We start from the raw sequence: 18,105 nt of genomic DNA on the forward strand, positions 1-18,105 counted from the left end.
GTCAGTCGGACGCTGCTGCGCGGCGCGGGCGTAGTTGCGGTATCAGGCTGATCCCGGCCTTCTGGTCGATGCGGATGCGGTGGTAGATGAGGATGATGAGACCGGTGACCAGCGGCACCGACCACATCACCGGATTAAGCGCGAGCGCAGGGAACAGGCGGACCGAACCGAACGCCAGAAACGCAGTGTAGACCGAGATACCTGCCCCCACGAGCGCCTTCACATGTTCCTTGAGCCACATGACAGGCGAGGGATTGCGTGAATAGAGGAACACGAGATTGGTGATCCCCGTCGCCATGCCCACGACCGAGATGAGCATCATGAGCGGCTGGTTGATGCGCGCGCCGTCCCAAGCGCAGATGACCGCAGCGATCATCACCATGAATTGAAGCGCGATGTTGAGCGGCGTGCGGTTGGCCGCGACATTCCGGCGGTTCTTGACGCAAAGCCAGCCATACCAGGCGAGATTGAGCGTGAGGATCGCGTTGTGAAACATCATCACGCCGAAAATGCCGCGCACGAAATCTGCGTCGAACCGGCCGACCAGATGCGGGTGGACCGTCATCGGATCGTAGAGCGTGAAGAGGCTCATCACGAGGGCGAGGCAGCCGGTGATGAGAATCGCCCTGGTGAACACGCGGCCCCATTTGCGGTGGTTCACATCGCCCTTGCGGCCCACCACCGGAATCCAGAATGCGATCGCGCCTGTCGCGCCTGCGGCGATATGTGCTGCAATCAGGCAGCGGAACAGCAACAGTTCCATCCCATCCCCCGGTTCGTCTGGCCGCGACTATTCCACTGGACATGCCCTGTGTAAACATAAGATGACACTTGCAAACTGTTTAGGATGCCCGCGTGACGCAGACTGCCGTTCCTGCCACATATCGCCCGCCGCGCCCGAACTCGCTCGGCGCGGTCACGGCGTTGCTGCATGTGGCGCTCAAGGGGGACGGCGATCTGCTCAGCCTCTTGCCAGCCAGCGCCTATCGCTGCGATGTCGGGCCGCTGGGCTATTCGCGCCGGTCGATCCTGATCGTCAACCAGCCTGATCAAGTGCGGCGGGTTCTGTCTGATCCGGAAGGCATCTTTCCCAAGAGCGACCTCATGGTCGATGCGCTGGCGCCCTTGATCGGCGATTCGATCTTCGTCTCCTCGGGCGAGACCTGGCAGCGCCAGCGGCAGATGATCGACCCCGCCTTCACGATGATGCGCGTGAACCGGGCGTTTCCGGCGATGCAGGAAGGCGCCGATGCCTGTGAGCAGATGTTGGCCGAGCGGGCGAGCGACGGGGCCGCATTCTCGCTTGATCTGACCATGAGCCACCTCACCGCCGACATCATCTGCCGCACCGTGTTCAGCACCGGGCTCGAGACCGGGGCAGCGCACGACGTGTTCGAAGCCTTCACCGTGTTCGAGCACAGCGTGGCGCAAGTCGAGATCCGGCGGCTGATCATGGACCCGGCGTGGACGGCGGTGCCGCAGAAGGATTTTGTGCTGGAGGCATGCCAGCGCATCCGGGGCCATCTGGGAGATCTGCTCGACACGCATCTCGGGCCCGGCGGTGAGCATTTCGACGATATCGCAGCGGCGGTGATCGCGGCGCGTGATGATTTCAGCCGCACGGCCTTCACCCGCGAGGAATTGATCGACCAGCTTGGTGTGCTGTTCCTCGCTGGCCACGAGACGAGCGCAAGCGCGCTGACCTGGGCGTTCTTTCTACTCGCCACACAGCCCCATCTTGTTGCGCGCATTCGTACCGAGATCCGCGAAGTGGCGGGCGAGGACGGGCCGATCGACTTCGAAGCGACCAAGCACCTGCCCACGATCCGCAATGTGTTTCGCGAGACCTTGCGGCTCTATCCCCCGATCACTTTCCTGCCGCGCGTGGCGACCGAGGCAACCACGATCGGCAAGCGCAAGGTCAAGCGCGGGGCGCTGGTGATGGTGGCGCCTTGGGTGCTGCACCGGCATCGGGGCTATTGGAAGAACCCCGATGTGTTCGACCCCGACCGCTTCCTCCCCGCGCGCGAGAGCGAGCTGACCCCGGGGGCCTATATTCCGTTCGGCCAGGGACCAAGGGTCTGCGCGGGCGCTGCATTCGCCCTGACCGAGGCGGTGCTGCTGATCGCACGCCTGTTCCGCCGGTTCGACTTCCACGTCGAGCAGGCAGGTGCGGTGCGCCCGGCAGCGCGGCTGACCACGCGCCCCGCAAAGCAGATCATGGTGCGCGTGAGCCGGGCGGCATGACGACCGTACTGCTGACATTGGGGCGCCTGCCCAAGGCGCTCGATCTGGCGCGGGGTTTCAGCAAGGCGGGGTGCCGGGTGCTGGTGGCCGAACCCTATGGCTGGACTCTGGCCGGCGCCTCGCGCCACGTGGCCCGCGAGTTCCGTGTCCCGGCACCAGCCAAGGGCAAGGCGGCTTACCTCGCGGCGCTGACGGAAATCGTGGTGCGCGAAGGCGTTGATCTGGTGGTGCCGGTCTCGGAAGAGACCATGCATGTGGCGCATCTGCGCGGCCTGCTGCCGCCCGGCACAGGTCTGTTCACGATGCCGCCCGGCGAGGTGATCACGCTGCACGACAAATCCGGCTTTGTCCGAGCGGCCGAAGCGATGGGGCTGGCGGTGCCGCAAAGCGCGCCGCTGGGAACGGCGGAGGCCGAGGCGCTGGCGCGGGGCGGCCCGGTGGTGGTCAAGCCCGTGTTCTCCTGCTCGGGCCGGGGGCTTTCAATTCTGCGCGGCGGGGAGCCCCTGCCCCCGGCCAATCCGGGCGAACCGGCAGTGGTGCAGCGCTTCGTTGAAGGCCGCGAGCACAGCACCTGCACGATCGCGCAGGAAGGCCGCATGGTCGCGACCATGGTCTATCGCGGGGCGGTCATGTCCGGCTCGGTGGCGGTGGCCTTCGAGCGGGTTGAGGTGCCGGCGATCAACGCGTGGATCGAGCGGTTTGTGGCGGGCTGCGGATGGAGCGGGTTCATCTCGTTCGACTTCATCGTGGACGCGCAGGGCGTGCCCTTTGCCATCGAGTGCAATCCACGCGCGACGAGCGGCGTTCACTTCTGGGAACCGGAGGACATCGCCCGTGCCGTGCTGGAGCCTGCCTGGGCCGGGCCGGTGCGTGTGCGGCGGCACAAGGCCCTGCAGCAGTTCTACGCCTGCCTGACCGAGACACAGGGCGCGATGCTGAGGGGCAAGGGTTTCCTTGCGAGCCTCAAAAGCCTCGTTACCACACGTGACGTCAGCTGGGACTGGCGAGATCCGTGGCCGTTCGTGAGCATGATCGGAACCTCGTGGCCGATCATCTGGCAGGCGATCACCAAAGGCGCCCGCTTTGGCGAGGTTGCGACGCAGGACGTTGGCTGGTTCGAGCACTGAGCAGCGAAAATTTTCATCCGTGATGTAACGTTTTTCCGCTTCACTCCGAACCGGCTGACGGCGCACTTGTCCTTTCTCGCAGAAGGGGCATTGTGTTGCCACCTCGGCAGGCAAGCGGGAGCGGAGCGAATGGCTACACACTATGCAAATGCCGATGCGGAGAGCCCTCGGACCGACGAGAGCCCGCTGATCTACCGGACGCGGCTGCCGGTGCGGATCTGGCACTGGATCAACGCGCTGAGCATCTTTGTGATGCTGATGAGCGGGATGATGATCTTCAACGCCCATCCCCGGCTCTACTGGGGCCAGTATGGCGCGAACTTCGATCATCCCTGGCTGGTGATCGGCCACCGCGGAACCAGCGGCTACCTTTCGCTGTGGGGCCATGAGATTTCGACGACAGGCTTTCTCGGCTATGCCCAGAACGCGCCTTATGCCTTTCCCCCGCTGGTGACGATCCCTTCAAGCTACAGCCTTTCGGACGGGCGGCAGTGGCACTTCGCATTCGCATGGGTGCTGCTGATCACCGGCACGCTCTTCATGGTATATAACATTGTTTCCGGACACTTGCAGCGTGATCTTGCCTTGAAGCGTGAAGAACGCAGCTTTGCCCACTTGTGGCATGACATCAAGGAGCACGCGCGGTTGCGCTTCCCCACTGGCGAGGCGGCGCGGTCCTACAATCCGCTGCAGAAGATCGCCTATCTCGGGGTGCTCTTCGTGCTGATCCCGACTGTCATTCTCACCGGATGCACGATGTCGCCTACGCTGAATGCGGCCTTCCCCTGGCTGACTGAGCTGTTTGGCGGGCGCCCTTCCGCGCGCTCGATCCACTTCCTGTGCGCGACGGGGTTCGCGCTGTTCATCGTGGTCCATCTGCTGGCAGTGCTGCTGGCGGGGCCGTTCAACGAGCTGCGCTCGATTATCACGGGCTGGTACCGTTTGCCGAAGGAGAGGTCGAAGTGAGCAAGGACCCCACAAGCGGATTGATCATGCCAGCCGCAGCCCCCTCCTCGCTGATCACCCGGCGTAACGCACTCGTGGGCGGTGCGGGCCTGCTGCTCGCCGGATGCGACCAGATCAATGCCTCGCCCACGGTGAAATCGTTTCTGAGCCTGGGCGAGAAGGCGACGCACAGCGCGCAGCGTCTCGTAACGGACCGCAATGCCCTGGCGCGCGAGTTCACCCGGGCCGACATGTCGCCGGTGTTCCGCCAGAACGGCAACCAGAACCCCGGAACCACCGAGTACAACGCGCTTGCCGCGAACAACTTTGCCGACTGGACGCTGAGCGTGGACGGTATGGTGAAGCAGCCGATCCGGCTGAGCCTGGCTCAGTTGATGGCCGCGCCGCGTCGAACGCAGATCACGCGGCACGACTGCGTGGAGGGCTGGAGCGCGATTGGCGAGTGGTCAGGCGTGCCGCTTGGCCTGCTGCTACGCCGCGCCGGGATGTCGGCCAACGCGAAATACGTGGTGTTCCACTGCGCGGACAGCACCGGCGGCATCCCCTATTACGAAAGCATCGACATGATCGACGCTTTCCATCCGCAAACAATCCTCGCCACGCACATGAACGGCGCGCCGCTCACGGTCGGGCACGGCGCTCCGCTGCGGCTGAGAGTCGAGCGGCAGCTGGGCTACAAGCAGGCGAAGTACGTGATGCGGGTTGAGGCTGTCGCCTCGCTCGACGGGATCCACGGCGGCAAGGGCGGGTACTGGGAAGACCACCGCGGCTATCAGTGGTTTGCGGGGATCTAGACCTTCACCACCCCGCGTTCGATCAGGCTCCGGGCGCAGTCGGTGATTGATTCCTCCACCGGGCGGGTCTTCCAGCCGAGGCGTTCGAAGGCGTGGGCGGCGCTGGCGTCACGCACATTGCCGAGTTCGCCGACGACCTGCCGAATCAGCGGATTGAACTTCGCGGCAAAGCGCACGAGCCAATCGGGCAAGCGCCGGGTGGGGACGTTGCGGGCCTGCAGCGGCATGCGTGCGCGCAGGATGCCCGCGACATCGATCATCTTGAGGAACGGGCCCGAAGCGATGAAGCGCTCGCCGTCGAGGCCCGGCTCAGTTAGTGCACGAACGTGCAGGTCAGCCAGATCGCGCACGTCGACAATGCCGAAGCCGAGATCGGGGCAGCCGGGCAGCGCGCCCGAGAGGAGTTGGTTGATGATCTCGATAGAGGCCGAGAAATCCTTGCTCCAGACCGGGCCAAGCACCGCCGCGGGATTGATGGTGAGAAATTCCATCCCCGCGCCCTCGGCGGTGATCCAATCGCGAGCGGCACGCTCGGCGATGGTCTTCGATTTGACGTAGGCATAGGCATCGCGGCTGTTCACGTTGGTCCAGTCGGCTTCGGTGAACTGGTGGTGCCCCTTGCCGTGGCCATAGGCGATTGCTGCCACCGAGGACGTTTGAACGAAGCGTGTGACCCCAGCCTGCTTGGCAAAGCGCAGTGCACGCAGCACGCCTTCGCGCGCGGGAACGATCAGGTCTTCCTCACGGCGCGGCGGGACATTGGAGAGCGGCGAGGCAACGTGGAGGACATGGGTGCAGCCTGCCATGGCATCGGCCCAGCCCGCATCAGCGGTGAGATCGGCGGCAAAGAACTTGAGCGTTTCGGGTGTGCCGCCGAGCAGTGGGCGCAGTTCCGGCTCGCGCTTGAGGCTGCGCACAGTGGTGTGCACCGTCCAGCCTTCGGCCAGGAGCTGCTGGATGATGAAGCCGGCGATATAGCCGCTGCCGCCGGAGACGAGGACGGTTCTGGACATCTGGTTTCCTCTCAGAAACGAAGCATAATGGCGCGGGCCAGCGCGGGCGAGAGCGAGTGGACCGCCTGCAGCACCTTGACCATGCCCACATTGGCTTCGTTCGCGCCGCGCTCCATCGCCGCGATGATCTGGCGCGCGCATTCCTCAGGCGCCAGCTTGCTGCCGTCGCGGTGGCTGGTCATCTGGGTTTCGACCACGGGGGGCAGCGCTTCGAGAACGTGGATGCGCGTGCCCTTGAGCTGCGCACGCAGAGCCTGGGTATAGCTGCGCAGCGCGGCCTTGGTGGCGCAATAGACCGGCGAGCCGGCGTTGGGCGCGATGGCGAGCCCTGAGGTGACATTGACGATCATCGCTTCGGGGCGGGCACGCAGCACCGGCATGAGCGCAGCGATGAGGCGGATCGGCGCGTGGAGATTGAGCCACAAGGTCCGCTCGTCATCCTCGGGCTCTGGCGGCGCGAGGCGGTAATCGTGTGCGGCGCCCATCCCGGCATTGTTGATCAGCACATCGATCGTCCGCGGCCCTAGACCGGCCACAACCGCATCTATGCCGGCAGGACCGGTGAGTTCTGCGGCGATCACCGCGAAGCCTTCTGCCTCGGCGGCGGCGATGCGCGCGGGCGTGCGGCCTGTCACGATCACGGCCGCGCCCTTGTCGCGCAGCTGGCGGGCAAGGCGCAGGCCGATGCCATCGGTGCCGCCCGTGATCAGGATCGTTTTGCCGCTAACCTGCACCCGCCTTCTCCCCATGATTTTCCGGGGAGACTAGTGATCCAGTTGCAAGCTGCAACTGTTACTTCATCAGCACCAGTTCCTCCGCCATCGACGGATGCAGCGCGACGGTCGCGTCGAAATCGGCCTTGGTAAGCCCGGCCATGACGGCGATTGCCGCAGCCTGGAGGATTTCGGGCGCCTCGGGCCCGATCATGTGGATCGCCAGCACCCGGTCGGTCGCAGCATCGACGATCATCTTGTAAAGGCCGCGTTCTGGCCGATGGGCAAAGATGTTCTTCATCGGGCGGAAGTCCGAAGAGTAGACCTTGATCGCGCCGTAGCGGTTGCGTGCCTCGCCCTCGGTCGGCCCTACGCCCGCAAGCGGCGGCTGCGAGAACACGGCGCTGGGGATGCAGCTGTAATCGATGGTGACATGCTTGCCGCCGAACACGCGGTCGGCAAAGGCCTGGCCCTCGCGGATGGCGACCGGCGTGAGCTGCACGCGGTCCGTGACATCGCCCACGGCATGGATGCTGGGACACGAAGTCTGCGCGCGGTCATCGACCACGATCTGGCCGTTCTCGCCCAGCGCTACCCCAGCGGTTTCAAGCCCGAGCCCGGCGGTGTTGGGCTTGCGCCCGGTGGCGACGAGCACTTGATCGGCCAGCACCGGATCGGGCTGGCCCTTGAGCCAGACCTCCAGCAGCCCGTCCTCGCGTTTCACCACCTTCTCGAACGGGCAGTTGAAACGGTATTGGATGCCGCGCGCCATGGTGATCTGCAGCAGGCGGTCGCGCAGCGCCTGATCATAGCCGCGCAGCAGCGTTTCCGAGCGGTTGACCACCGTTACGTGACTGCCGAGCGCGTTGAAAATGCCGGCAAATTCCAGCGCGATATAGCCCGCTCCGGCAATCACCACGCGGCGCGGCAGCGCTTCGAGGTGAAACACCTCGTTCGAAGTGATGCAGTGCTCCGCGCCTTCGAATTCGGGCATGACCGGCCATGCGCCGGTTGCGACAAGGATATGCTTGGCGGTGATCTCGCGGCCCGAAGCGAGGCGCACAGAGTGCGGACCAGTGATTACCGCCCGTTCGAGGTAGCGCTCGACCTTGTGGGTCTCGAGCGTGGAGGTGTAGGCGGCATTGAGCCGGTCGACATCGCGCAGCACTGCATCGCGCAGGGTCGGCCAGTCGAACGTGGTCTTCTCGACCGTCCAGCCATAGTTGGCCGCGTCCTGCAATTCCTCGGCAAAGTGCGAACCATAGACGAGGAGCTTCTTGGGCACGCAGCCGCGGATCACGCACGTGCCGCCGACGCGGTATTCCTCCGCCACCGCGACGCGGGCGCCGTGGCTGGCGGCAACGCGGCTCGCGCGCACGCCGCCCGAGCCTGCGCCGATGACAAAGAGATCGTAGTCGTACTGGGCGTCGGTCATGGCCTGCTCCTCTTTCGCTGCGCTCATATGGGGGATAGGCGCCGCGTGCGACAATGCCGTTTCGCCATCTTTTCATTGCTCGCAGCCAGATGACGTTAGGCCATTGAAAATACACAGGTGGAGGGCGACTTAGAGGGGACGCAGCCGCCCCCGGCCGCGTTCGGAGTACCCACCATGGAACGCGAAGGCGATGAAGTGCACGTCGACACCGAAGAAGCCAGCGGGGGTGACAAGGACCGCAGCCTTGGCAAGATGCTGGTGATCGGCACTCTGCTGGCGGTAGTCCTGCTATCGGTTGTCTGGATCACCGGCGCGGTGCGGTTCAACCACGCCAATCCGGTGATGCCCGAGCCCACTGCGACGTCTTGACCCGGCCATGACCTAACTGCCGATGCCGGCGGCCTCCAGCAAGGCTTCGGTGGAAGGATCGAAACTGGCGCCCCCGGCCTCGATCGACTTGGCGATGGCCTTGCCCAGCTCGACCCCGAACTGGTCGAAGGGGTTGATGCCCAGCATCATCGCCGAAACGAACGTGCGGTGCTCATGAAAGGCGATGAGACTGCCCAGCGTAGCGGCGCCCAGCTCATCGCACAGGATCGTGGCCGAGGGGCGGTCTCCCGGATAGTCGCGTGCCATGTCGTCTCCGCCCGCCTTGCCAGCCATCAGCGCCGCACCCTGCGCGAAGCAATTGGCAAGCAAGGTGCGATGATGCGCCGGATCGAGGTCGTGGCCGGGCACGCTGACGGCGAGAAAATCGACCGGGATCAGATGGGTGCCCTGGTGCAGCAGCTGAAACACCGCGTGCTGCGCATCGGTGCCGACCCCGCCCCAGGTCACGGGGGCACTCGGCCGGGCAAGCGCCTCGCCCGAAGCGGTGACGCGCTTGCCGTTCGATTCCATTTCAAGCTGCTGCAGATAGCTGGGCAAAAGCCGCAGGCGCTCGTCGTAGGCGAAGACCGCGCGGCTCGCGCAGCCGCGGGCCTGCGTGTAGTAAATGTCGGCAAAGGCGGCGCGGATCACGACGTTCCCGGAGAGCGGCGCTTCGAGGAAATGCCGGTCGATCGCCGCTGCGCCGGCTAGGAACGCGGCAAACCCGTCCCAGCCCAGCGCAAGCGCAATGGGAAAACCGATCGAGGACCACAGCGAGTAGCGCCCGCCGACGGTTTCGGCAAAGGGCAGCACCCGGGTTTCATCGACGCCCCAGGCCACCGCCTTGTCCGGCGCGGCGGTGAGCGCCACGACGCGGCCATAGGGGTCCGCGACCCCGCCCTCGCGCAGCCAGGCAAGCGCGGAATCGGCGTTCATCAAGGTTTCGGTGGTGGTGAAAGTCTTGGACGCAACCGCGATCAGCGTGGTCGCGGGATCGCATTGGGCCATCGCGGCCGCCAGCGCGCTGCCATCGACGTTGGAGACCACGTGGACCGCTATCCGCGCATCCTCACGTGCCAGCGCGTCGATGGCGAGCGCCGGGCCGAGCGCCGAGCCGCCGATGCCGATGTGGATGAGGCTCTTTACCTCACCCAGCAGGCCTTCGTGGATCGCTTCGACCAGCGCCTGCATGCGTTCATGAAACCGCTCGGCTTCTTCGGCAGCGGCGGGATTGCCCACGCCGCGTTCGGCGGCATGGGTGGCGGCGCGGCCTTCGGTGTTGTTGATCAGGGCACCGGCGAACAGCGCCTCACGGCTGGCGGCGAGATCGACCGCGGCGGCGATCTCGCCCAGCACTGCTTCCACTTCGGCAGAAAGATGCGTCTTCGACCAGTCGAAGCGAATCGGGCCCCCGGGCAGATCAAGCACGGTTGCGTAGCGATCAAGGCGGCCGGGATCGGCGAAAAGCGCAGTGAGCACGGGGCGCGGCAGAGCTTCAAGCGCGGACCACAGGGCGGCGGTATCTTGGGCGGCCATCGTTTCGATCTCCTCGGGCTTGTCGCGGCGTACCCTGCCCGTTCGACCAAGCGCAAGGGATCGCCGACCAGCGGAGCTGCTAAATTCGTCTGCGCACGGCTAACCATGCAGTCTGCGCTTGACGGATGCGAGGCCCCTCCACATGACCGCGACGATGACTGACACGCCAGAAAACGCTCCGGAGAGCACGGCAACCACGCCGGAACCGCTGCAGGACGCTGCGCCCCTCGCGAAGAAGAAGAAAGAGCGCAAGGAAGACAGCTTCCCGGTCTTTGTGATCAAGCTGGTGCTGATCGTCGCGTTCTTCCGCAGCTTCGTGTTCTCGCCGTTCAACATTCCGTCGGAATCAATGCTGCCCCGGCTGGAGAACGGCGACTATCTTCTGGCGGCGAAGTGGCCTTATGGCTTTTCCTCCTATTCGCTGCCGTTCAGCGTTCCTCTGCTGCCCAGCCGGATCCTCGCCAATCAGCCCGCGCGCGGCGACGTGGTGATCTTCAAGGCGCCGCCGGGCAACGACGTCGACTACATCAAGCGCGTGATCGGCCTGCCGGGCGATACAGTGCAGATGATCGGCGGAACGCTGCATCTCAACGGCGTTGCCGTGCCGAAACAGAAGATCGATGATTTCGTGATCAAGGTTTCGGCCAACACCAGCTGCCTCGCGCCGGAATTCGAGGCGGTCGAGAAAGACGGCACGCCAAGCTGCCATTACCCGCAGTTCCGCGAAACTTTGCCCGAAGGCAAGCAGTACAACGTGCTCGACCTCGGCTATCGGCCGCAGGACGATACGCCGCCGGTGATCGTGCCCGCTGGCCACGTCTTCCTCATGGGCGACAACCGCGACAACTCGATGGATAGCCGCTTCCCGGCCGTCGAGGGCGGCGGGATCGGGCTCGTCCCGCAGGACAACCTCATCGGCCGCGCGACGATCGTGATGTGGTCGACCGACGGCTCGGCCAACTGGTTCCTGCCGTGGACCTGGTTTACCGCCGCGCGGTTCAACCGGATCGGGGGTACGTTCTGAGCACGGCGCTGAGCGAGGACGCCGCGGACTTCATCGCCGCGGTGACCGGGGCGCCGCCGCACCGCCCGGCGCTGTGGCACGAGGCGCTGACCCATGGTTCGATGGGTGAGGCACGCGATTACCAGCGGCTTGAATTTCTCGGCGACCGGGTGCTGGGCCTCGCCATCGCCGAATGGCTTCACGAGCACAGCGAAGCCGCCGAGGGCAAGCTCTCGCAGCGCCTGAACGCGCTGGTGAGCCGCGAGACCTGCGCCGAAGTGGCGCGCGCGCTGGGTTTGGCGCCGCATATCAGGCTCGGCAAGCAGGCGCGCAGCGACGGTGCGGGGCAGAGCGACAATGTGCTGGGCGACGTCATGGAGTCACTCATCGGCGCCCTCTTTGTCGAGCGCGGGTTCGAGGCGGCGCGCCAGTTCGTGCGCAAGGCCTGGGAGCCGGCGATGTCAGGCGGCGCGGGGCAGAGGAAGCACCCCAAGGCGGCCTTGCAGGAGTGGGCCGCGGGCAATCGCCGCAAGCCGCCCGTATACAGCCTTGTCTCGCGTGAGGGACCGGATCATGCGGCGACCTTCACCGTGCAGGTGGAAGTTGCCGGCGTGGGCACGCAGCAAGCCACCGGATCAAGCAAACAGGAAGCCGAAACCAGCGCCGCGCAGGCCTTCATGGCCCGCTTCGGCTGACACAGGATGAGCATGAATCAGGTGACAGAGCATAGCGGGCCGGAACATTGCGGTTTAGTGGCCGTGATCGGCGCGCCCAATGCGGGCAAGTCGACGCTGGTGAATGCGCTCGTGGGGCAGAAGGTCGCGATCGTCTCGGCCAAGGCGCAGACGACGCGTGCAAGGCTGATGGGGATTGCCTTGCAGGACCTTCCCGGCGGGGCGCGGGTGCAGCTCATCCTGGCGGACACGCCCGGCCTGTTCGAGCCCAAGCGCCGGCTCGACCGTGCGATGGTGAGCGCCGCGTGGGACGGCGCGGAAGGTGCCGACGCGATCCTGCTGGTAGTCGACGGCCGCAAGAAGAAGCGCGACTATCTGGAGCCGATCCTGACCAGTCTGAAGGACCGGGCCGAGCGCAAGATCCTCGTGCTCAACAAGGTCGATGCGATTGCCAAGGAACCACTGCTGGAAATGGCGGCAGAACTGGCGCCGCTGGGCGGGTTCGACGAAGTGTTCTTCGTTTCGGCGCTGACCGGCGACGGGGTTGCCGAACTCAAGCTCAAGCTTTCCGAGCGGATGCCTGTGGGCGCCTGGCATTATCCCGAGGACCAGGTTTCGGATGCGAGCGAGCGGCTCCTCGCTACCGAGATCACGCGCGAACAGCTTTACCGCCAACTGCACGACGAACTGCCCTATGACAGCGCGGTGCGGCCCGAAAGCTATGCCACACGGCGCGATGGCTCGATCGAGATTCACCAGCAGATCGTGATCGCGCGCGACAGCCAGAAAGCGATCGTGCTCGGCAAGGGCGGCTCGAAGCTGAAGGTGATCGGCGAGGCGGCGCGCAAGGAACTGGCCGAGCTGCTTGGTGTTAAAGTCCACCTGTTCCTCCACGTGAAGGTCGAGGAAGGCTGGGCCGAGGCCAAGGAAATCTACGAGGAAATCGGGCTCGACTGGGTGAAGTGAGGGAGCCAGCGATGGGGGCGGCGTTGACACTGGTTGTGCCGGGATTGGGCCTGCTGCTCGCCATGACGGTGCTCTGGCGGCTGGGGGTGCTGCTGCACCGGCGGGCGAGCGACGGGACCGAGACGGCCGGGGAGAGCTATGTGCTGTCGGGCGCGTTCGGACTGCTGGCGCTGCTCATGGCGTTTGCGTTCAGCCTCGCCATCGGGCGTTACGAGGCGCGGCGGCTGCTGGTGGTGGAGGAAGCCAACGCCATCGGGACGATGTCGACCCGGCTCGCCCTCCTCGAGGACGGCCAGCGGCAGCCGCTGGCGGCTTCGCTGGCGCATTACGCCTCGGTCCGCGCTGCCGTGGGCCGGAACGTCACCGACGAGGCCTGGCAGGCCGCGCATGATGCCAGCGCCCGTGAATGCGGGGCGTTTGGAAATGCGCTGTTTGCCGCCCTGCGGTCCATGCCGCCCGATACACGCGGGCCGGTGCTGGTGCAGGCCTACAATGCGATGTGCGACATCACGACCGAGCGGCACGCCGCCCGCACCGCCCGCCTGCCCGCCGAAGTGCTCCTGCTGCTGGCATTCTACTGCTGCGCCTGCACCGCGCTGCTGGGTTTCACGACCGGGCGCGGCGACAAGCGCAGCGCGGTCTCGGCCGTCCTGTTCTTTGCCCTGCTTGCAGCCGCCTACATAACGATCCTCGATCTCGACAGCCCGCGCAGCGGCGCGATCATCGTATCGCAGGAAGAGCTCGAAAAAGTGGCGCAAAGCCTGCGCTGAAGGCCCTCTGGAAGGACAAGACCATGATCCAGCGCGAACTGCTCGGCACAGCGCAGGTGCCGGGCGGCACCGAGCTCAGGCTCTTTCGCCACGACCGCGATTTCATGATCGTGATGGGCCATAACGAGCTGATGAGCAGCCGGATGAGCGGCTCCGAAGTGGCGCTGGCGACCGAGACGATCAAGCGCCTCAAGGACCGCCCTGCCCCCACCCTGCTGATCGGCGGCTATGGCATGGGCTTCACCCTGCGCGCCGCGCTGGCCGCGCTCGGGCCGAAAGCGGAACTGGTGGTGGCCGAACTGGTACCCGAGATCATCGACTGGGCGCGCGGTCCGATGGCCGAGATGTCGGCAGGCTGCCTTGACGATCCGCGCGTGCGCCTGCTGATGGGCGATGTCGGCAGCGTGATCGACGGGGCGCTGGGCGATTACGACGCGATCCTGCTTGATGTCGACAACGGGCCGGACGGCGTGGTGCGCGAGGGCAACGGCAACCTCTACAGCGCCTCGGGCCTGCGCGCCGCGCGCCGGGCGCTCACGCCGGGCGGTGTGCTGGCGGTGTGGTCGGCGGGGCCCGATCCGGCATTTACCCGGCGGCTGGAGAAGAACGGCTTTGCTGTGGAAGAGATCCGCGTCGCGGCACGGACGAACGGCAAGGGGCCCAAGCATACCATCTGGTTTGCGACGCCGCGCTGAATTCCCATAACGCGGGCCCCCTCCCGCGAAGGGGAGAGGGCCTTTCTTCAGACGTTACGTTGCGGATTTCTTGGCAGGAGCTTTCTTGGCGGGCGCCTTTTTCGCCGCGGCCTTCTTGGCCGGAGCCTTGGCGGCAGCCTTCTTGGGCGCCGTCTTCTTCTTGCCCTTGGCTGGCGCGGCAGCAGCGCGCGCGTCAATGAGGGCGATGGCCTGCTCCAGGGTCAGGCTTTCAGGCGCCGTTCCCTTGGGCAGCGTCGCGTTGGTCGTGCCGTCGGTGACGTAGGCGCCGTAGCGCCCGGCAAGCAGCTTCATCTCTCCGCCCGAAGTCGGGTGCGGGCCAAAGGTGTTGAGCGGCTCGGCGGCCTGACGGCTTCCGCGAGCGCCGGCACCGGCAGCTGCTTCGGCAAGCTTCATCACCGCTGCGTTCATGCCGGTTTCGAAGACTTCTGCGGTGGAACGCAGGCGGGCATACTTCCCTTCATGTGCGAGGTATGGGCCATAACGCCCTATACTTGCGGTGATTACCTTCCCAGATTCAGGATGAAGTCCGATCTCGCGCGGCAGCGAGAGCAGCCTGAGTGCCCAATCGAGATCAAGCTCTGGAATGTCCTTGGGGATCGAGGCGCGCTTGGCCTCCTTGCCATCGCCAAGCTGGATGTAGGGCCCGAAGCGGCCGCTGCGGCGCGTGACTTCCTCGCCCGAGACGGGGTCCTTGCCGAGGCCGGTGTCCTCGCCCTCTCCCCCCTCGCCCGCAGCGCCGCCCTGGGCGAACTTGCGGGTGAACTTGCACTCGGGATAGTTCGAGCAGGCAACGAACGCACCGTAGCGGCCGCCGCGCAGGGAGAGGCGACCTTGCTGGCACTTGGGGCACAGGCGCGGATCGGTGCCATCTTCGCGCGGTGGGAAGAGATAGTCCTCGAGGAAGATGTCGAGCTCTGCCGTCACTTCGCTCGGCTTCTTCTCCATGACCTCGTCGGACTTGGGCTTGAAGTCGCGCCAGAACGCCTCGAGCACCGCCTTCCACGCCGCGCGCCCGCCGGAGACGTCATCAAGTTCGTCCTCCATGCCAGCGGTGAACTGATACGCAACGTAACGGTCGAAAAAGCGTTCGAGAAAGGCAGTCAGCAGGCGCCCGCTTTCCTCGGCGAAGAAGCGGTTCTTCTCGGTGCGGACGTAGTTGCGGTCCTTGAGCACCTGGAGCGTCGCGGCATAAGTCGAAGGGCGGCCGATACCGAGTTCCTCGAGCCGCTTGACGAGGCTGGCTTCGGAGTAGCGCGGGGGCGGCTGGGTGAAGTGCTGCGCCGCCTCGACGCCTCGTTTTGCGGGCGTATCCCCGGCGTTCATGATGGGCAGCAGGCTGCTCTCGTCTTCGCCTTCCTCGGCGCCGTCGGCCTTGCTGTCGCGGCCTTCCTCATAGACCGCGAGGAAGCCGGGGAACTTGACGACCTGGCCGGTGGCGCGAAGCTCGTGACGGCCGGTGCCTTCGCGTAACGTAACGGTGGTGCGCTCAATCAGCGCCGAAGCCATCTGGCTGGCCATCGCCCGCTTGTAGACAAGGTCATAGAGCCGCGCTTCATCGCCCGTCCCGTAACGGTCGACCGCGAAATCGGTCGGACGGATCGCCTCGTGCGCTTCCTGCGCATTCTTCGCCTTGGTCTCGTAGTGCCGGGGCTTCTCCGGCAGGTAGTGGCCCGAGTAACGGTTGCTGATCGCGGCGCGCGCGGCGCTGATCGCGCTGGGGTCCATCTGCACGCCGTCGGTGCGCATGTAGGTGATCGCGCCGGCTTCATAGAGCGTCTGTGCCACGCGCATGGTGTGGCTGGCGGAGAAGCCAAGCTTGCGCGCGGCTTCCTGCTGGAGCGTGGACGTGGTGAAGGGCGGATAGGGATTGCGGCGGGTCGGCTTGGTCTCAACCTCCTCGACGCGGAAGGTCGCCGCCTCGACGGTCGCCTTGGCGCGCAAGGCCGTGCCTTCGTTGCCGATCGAGAGCCGCTCCAGCTTCTCGCCCTCGAAGCGCACGAGCCGCGCCTTGAACGGCGTGCCGCCCTGCTCGAGCATGGCGATAACCGACCAGTATTCCTGCGCCTTGAAGCTTTCGATCTCGCGCTCGCGCTCGACAATCAGCCGCAGTGCGACCGACTGCACGCGCCCTGCCGACTTTGCTCCCGGCAACTTGCGCCAAAGCACAGGTGAGAGCGTGAAGCCGAACAGGTAGTCCAGCGCGCGGCGGGCGAGATAGGCGTCGATCAGATCCTGATCGAGCTCGCGCGGGTGCTTCATCGCCTCGGTGACAGTGGCCTTGGTGATCGCGTTGAAGGTGACGCGCTCGACTTCCTTGGGGAGCGCCTTGCGCTTGGCCAGAAGCTCACGCACGTGCCAGGAGATCGCCTCGCCCTCACGGTCGGGGTCGGTGGCGAGGATCAGGCGGTCGGCGGCCTTGGAGGCATCGACGATCGCCTTCACTCGCGCCGCCTTGTCGCCATAAAGCTCCCAGTCCATCGCGAAGTCCTCGTCCGGACGGACTGAACCGTCCTTCACAGGCAGATCGCGGACGTGCCCGTAGGAAGCGAGGACCTTGAAGCCGGGACCGAGGTACTTCTCGATGGTCTTGGCCTTGGCCGGGGATTCGACGATGACAAGTTGCATGAGGTCTGGCTGAACTTTCCTGTGCGTACACGTACGCGCGAGGGTGGGGAGCGATTGCACCCCGCGTCAAGCGCCGCCTTCTGCGCAGCTTTTCAGGAAAGTCCAGCCCGCAATGCCCGGTCCCGCCGGGCAGCCCCTACTTGAGCGCGGTGATCTGTCCGATCAGCACATCGTTTGCGAGGCCTGCCGCCTTGGCCGCGCCTTCCTCGTAGTTGCCCGGCTTGGCATCGAACTCGAACTTGCGGGTCTTGCCGAACATCATGCCGCCGTGGCCCATCGCCGCCATGATCCCGCCGGCAACATTCGCGACGGCCTGCGTGGTCTTGGCGGTTCCGCTCGACGCGTCATGCTTGTCGATGAACTCACCGTCTACGGAGACGCCCTGGTTGAGCGTGACCGTCGTGTTCTTGCCGTTCGGCCCGAACACGGTCATCTGGCTGTAGCCTGCCACGACCGAGAGATTGGCGTTCACATTGAGCCCGCCGCCAAAGCTGAACGCGCCGGGGCGCTTCTGGTCGGAAAAGTCGATGAGGTAGGTAACGTCGATCACCGGCACCCCGGCGGCCTTCGCATAGTTCGACAGCGCCGCACTCGCTTGGCCGGCATCCATGGCGAGGCCCATGCTGGAAAAGCCGCTGCCCTGGAAATCGCCGCCGACCATGATCAAGCTCGGCAGCACGGCGGGCTTTACATAGGTCGCCTTGCCCTTGCTGCCTTTTTCCAGCGCGATCGAGATGTCGAGCGGTGAAGTCTGCCCGTGGGACTTGGCCATTTCGGGCGCGGCAAACACGGTGGCAGGGTCCTTGACGGTGAGGCCGGCGGCGGCGAGCTTCGCGGTGAAATCGGCGTAGGCGGCGTCCGCGATCTTCTGCATCATTTCAGGCGTGACGCCGACGAGCGAGGACTTGGCCTTGGTCGTGCCGCCAAAGGCGCCCATCAGGCCGCCGGTCGCCTTGGTCTGGTCGGTCGATTCGAAGATAAAGCCGATGTTGAACGCGGCGACTGCGGCGCCCGTGGCCCCCTTGACGGCTTCCTTGCCCGAAATTTTCACCGGCGTGCTGTCGCCAGCATAAGCGGCGACGGGAAGCGTGAGCGCCGCTGCGGCGAGCGCCAGCGCGGCATGCCTGTGCCTGATCATCATCCTGCCCCCC

Annotated in this window: 17 protein-coding genes; 10 read left to right on the forward strand and 7 right to left on the reverse strand. The window is 65.5% G+C overall.

The features are described from left to right. Position 1: 1 nt before the first annotated feature. Complete coding sequence (locus WCL10_RS05795) at positions 2-763, reverse strand: hypothetical protein (protein WP_336894687.1); 762 nt, start codon at positions 761-763, stop codon at positions 2-4. A gap of 92 nt (positions 764-855) precedes the next feature. On the opposite strand from WCL10_RS05795, the gene WCL10_RS05800 reads away from it, so the two are divergent. The 4 genes from WCL10_RS05800 (at position 856) to WCL10_RS05815 (ending at position 5,134) form a co-directional block, all read left to right on the forward strand. Continuing rightward, positions 856-2,247, forward strand: coding sequence for a cytochrome P450 (locus WCL10_RS05800; protein WP_336894688.1), 1,392 nt, complete (start codon positions 856-858; stop codon positions 2,245-2,247). Next, positions 2,244-3,374, forward strand: coding sequence for an ATP-grasp domain-containing protein (locus tag WCL10_RS05805; RefSeq protein ID WP_336894689.1), 1,131 nt, complete (start codon positions 2,244-2,246; stop codon positions 3,372-3,374). The genes WCL10_RS05800 and WCL10_RS05805 overlap by 4 nt, the downstream gene beginning before the upstream one ends. A gap of 129 nt (positions 3,375-3,503) precedes the next feature. Continuing rightward, positions 3,504-4,340: a cytochrome b/b6 domain-containing protein gene (locus tag WCL10_RS05810; RefSeq protein WP_336894690.1), complete on the forward strand. Its 837-nt coding sequence runs from the start codon at positions 3,504-3,506 to the stop codon at positions 4,338-4,340. A 26-nt stretch (positions 4,341-4,366) separates the two neighbouring features. After that, positions 4,367-5,134: a molybdopterin-binding protein gene (locus WCL10_RS05815; protein WP_336894833.1), complete on the forward strand. Its 768-nt coding sequence runs from the start codon at positions 4,367-4,369 to the stop codon at positions 5,132-5,134. On the opposite strand, the gene WCL10_RS05820 is transcribed toward WCL10_RS05815, so the two are convergent. Genes WCL10_RS05820 through gorA form a run of 3 tightly spaced genes read right to left on the reverse strand, consistent with a single transcriptional unit; the run spans position 5,131 to position 8,295 of the window. After that, positions 5,131-6,147: an aldehyde reductase gene (locus WCL10_RS05820; protein ID WP_336894691.1), complete on the reverse strand. Its 1,017-nt coding sequence runs from the start codon at positions 6,145-6,147 to the stop codon at positions 5,131-5,133. The two genes, WCL10_RS05815 and WCL10_RS05820, sit on opposite strands and share 4 nt — an antisense overlap. A gap of 11 nt (positions 6,148-6,158) precedes the next feature. After that, entirely contained in the window at positions 6,159-6,896 is a 738-nt protein-coding gene (locus WCL10_RS05825) for an SDR family NAD(P)-dependent oxidoreductase (protein WP_336894692.1), read from the reverse strand. A 43-nt stretch (positions 6,897-6,939) separates the two neighbouring features. Further along, entirely contained in the window at positions 6,940-8,295 is a 1,356-nt protein-coding gene (gene gorA / locus WCL10_RS05830) for a glutathione-disulfide reductase (RefSeq protein ID WP_336894693.1), read from the reverse strand. 174 nt (positions 8,296-8,469) lie between these two features. On the opposite strand from gorA, the gene WCL10_RS05835 reads away from it, so the two are divergent. Beyond that, the gene (locus WCL10_RS05835) at positions 8,470-8,664 is read left to right on the forward strand and encodes a hypothetical protein (protein ID WP_336894694.1); all 195 of its coding nucleotides are present in this window, start codon (positions 8,470-8,472) and stop codon (positions 8,662-8,664) included. A gap of 12 nt (positions 8,665-8,676) precedes the next feature. On the opposite strand, the gene pgi is transcribed toward WCL10_RS05835, so the two are convergent. Beyond that, positions 8,677-10,200, reverse strand: a complete 1,524-nt coding sequence (pgi, locus tag WCL10_RS05840) for a glucose-6-phosphate isomerase (RefSeq protein WP_336894695.1) — start codon at positions 10,198-10,200, stop codon at positions 8,677-8,679. A 142-nt stretch (positions 10,201-10,342) separates the two neighbouring features. Here pgi and lepB point away from each other — a divergent pair, with 142 nt between their 5' ends. Genes lepB through WCL10_RS05865 form a run of 5 tightly spaced genes read left to right on the forward strand, consistent with a single transcriptional unit; the run spans position 10,343 to position 14,308 of the window. Next, entirely contained in the window at positions 10,343-11,224 is an 882-nt protein-coding gene (gene lepB, locus WCL10_RS05845; RefSeq protein WP_336894696.1) for a signal peptidase I, read from the forward strand. Continuing rightward, a complete protein-coding gene (rnc, locus tag WCL10_RS05850; protein WP_336894834.1) occupies positions 11,179-11,898 on the forward strand; it encodes a ribonuclease III in 720 nt (239 codons plus the stop codon). The genes lepB and rnc overlap by 46 nt, the downstream gene beginning before the upstream one ends. A 6-nt stretch (positions 11,899-11,904) precedes the next feature. Further along, positions 11,905-12,843, forward strand: coding sequence for a GTPase Era (gene era, locus WCL10_RS05855; RefSeq protein WP_336894697.1), 939 nt, complete (start codon positions 11,905-11,907; stop codon positions 12,841-12,843). 11 nt (positions 12,844-12,854) lie between these two features. Then, a complete protein-coding gene (locus tag WCL10_RS05860; RefSeq protein WP_336894698.1) occupies positions 12,855-13,613 on the forward strand; it encodes a hypothetical protein in 759 nt (252 codons plus the stop codon). A gap of 23 nt (positions 13,614-13,636) precedes the next feature. Next, on the forward strand, positions 13,637-14,308 hold the full coding sequence (locus WCL10_RS05865; protein WP_336894699.1) for a spermidine synthase: 672 nt from the start codon (positions 13,637-13,639) through the stop codon (positions 14,306-14,308). 54 nt (positions 14,309-14,362) lie between these two features. Here WCL10_RS05865 and topA read toward each other — a convergent pair whose 3' ends face one another. Next, the gene (topA, locus tag WCL10_RS05870; RefSeq protein ID WP_336894700.1) at positions 14,363-16,954 is read right to left on the reverse strand and encodes a type I DNA topoisomerase; all 2,592 of its coding nucleotides are present in this window, start codon (positions 16,952-16,954) and stop codon (positions 14,363-14,365) included. A gap of 136 nt (positions 16,955-17,090) precedes the next feature. Then, positions 17,091-18,095, reverse strand: a complete 1,005-nt coding sequence (locus WCL10_RS05875) for a hypothetical protein (RefSeq protein ID WP_336894701.1) — start codon at positions 18,093-18,095, stop codon at positions 17,091-17,093. Positions 18,096-18,105: the final 10 nt, after the last annotated feature.

This window comes from Novosphingobium sp. (assembly GCF_037133355.1).
Taxonomy (GTDB): Bacteria; Pseudomonadota; Alphaproteobacteria; order Sphingomonadales; family Sphingomonadaceae; genus Novosphingobium.

What these genes read in the sequence shown, in the direction of transcription:
- WCL10_RS05795 (WP_336894687.1), bottom strand. Translation starts at nt 763, where the DNA reads ATGGAACTGTTGCTGTTCCGCTGCCTGATTGCAGCACATATCGCCGCA.
- WCL10_RS05805 (WP_336894689.1), top strand. Translation starts at nt 2,244, where the DNA reads ATGACGACCGTACTGCTGACATTGGGGCGCCTGCCCAAGGCGCTCGAT.
- WCL10_RS05810 (WP_336894690.1), top strand. Translation starts at nt 3,504, where the DNA reads ATGGCTACACACTATGCAAATGCCGATGCGGAGAGCCCTCGGACCGAC.
- WCL10_RS05815 (WP_336894833.1), top strand. Translation starts at nt 4,367, where the DNA reads ATGCCAGCCGCAGCCCCCTCCTCGCTGATCACCCGGCGTAACGCACTC.
- WCL10_RS05820 (WP_336894691.1), bottom strand. Translation starts at nt 6,147, where the DNA reads ATGTCCAGAACCGTCCTCGTCTCCGGCGGCAGCGGCTATATCGCCGGC.
- WCL10_RS05825 (WP_336894692.1), bottom strand. Translation starts at nt 6,896, where the DNA reads ATGGGGAGAAGGCGGGTGCAGGTTAGCGGCAAAACGATCCTGATCACG.
- gorA (WP_336894693.1), bottom strand. Translation starts at nt 8,295, where the DNA reads ATGACCGACGCCCAGTACGACTACGATCTCTTTGTCATCGGCGCAGGC.
- WCL10_RS05835 (WP_336894694.1), top strand. Translation starts at nt 8,470, where the DNA reads ATGGAACGCGAAGGCGATGAAGTGCACGTCGACACCGAAGAAGCCAGC.
- pgi (WP_336894695.1), bottom strand. Translation starts at nt 10,200, where the DNA reads ATGGCCGCCCAAGATACCGCCGCCCTGTGGTCCGCGCTTGAAGCTCTG.
- lepB (WP_336894696.1), top strand. Translation starts at nt 10,343, where the DNA reads ATGACCGCGACGATGACTGACACGCCAGAAAACGCTCCGGAGAGCACG.
- era (WP_336894697.1), top strand. Translation starts at nt 11,905, where the DNA reads ATGAGCATGAATCAGGTGACAGAGCATAGCGGGCCGGAACATTGCGGT.
- WCL10_RS05860 (WP_336894698.1), top strand. Translation starts at nt 12,855, where the DNA reads ATGGGGGCGGCGTTGACACTGGTTGTGCCGGGATTGGGCCTGCTGCTC.
- WCL10_RS05865 (WP_336894699.1), top strand. Translation starts at nt 13,637, where the DNA reads ATGATCCAGCGCGAACTGCTCGGCACAGCGCAGGTGCCGGGCGGCACC.
- topA (WP_336894700.1), bottom strand. Translation starts at nt 16,954, where the DNA reads ATGCAACTTGTCATCGTCGAATCCCCGGCCAAGGCCAAGACCATCGAG.
- WCL10_RS05875 (WP_336894701.1), bottom strand. Translation starts at nt 18,095, where the DNA reads ATGATGATCAGGCACAGGCATGCCGCGCTGGCGCTCGCCGCAGCGGCG.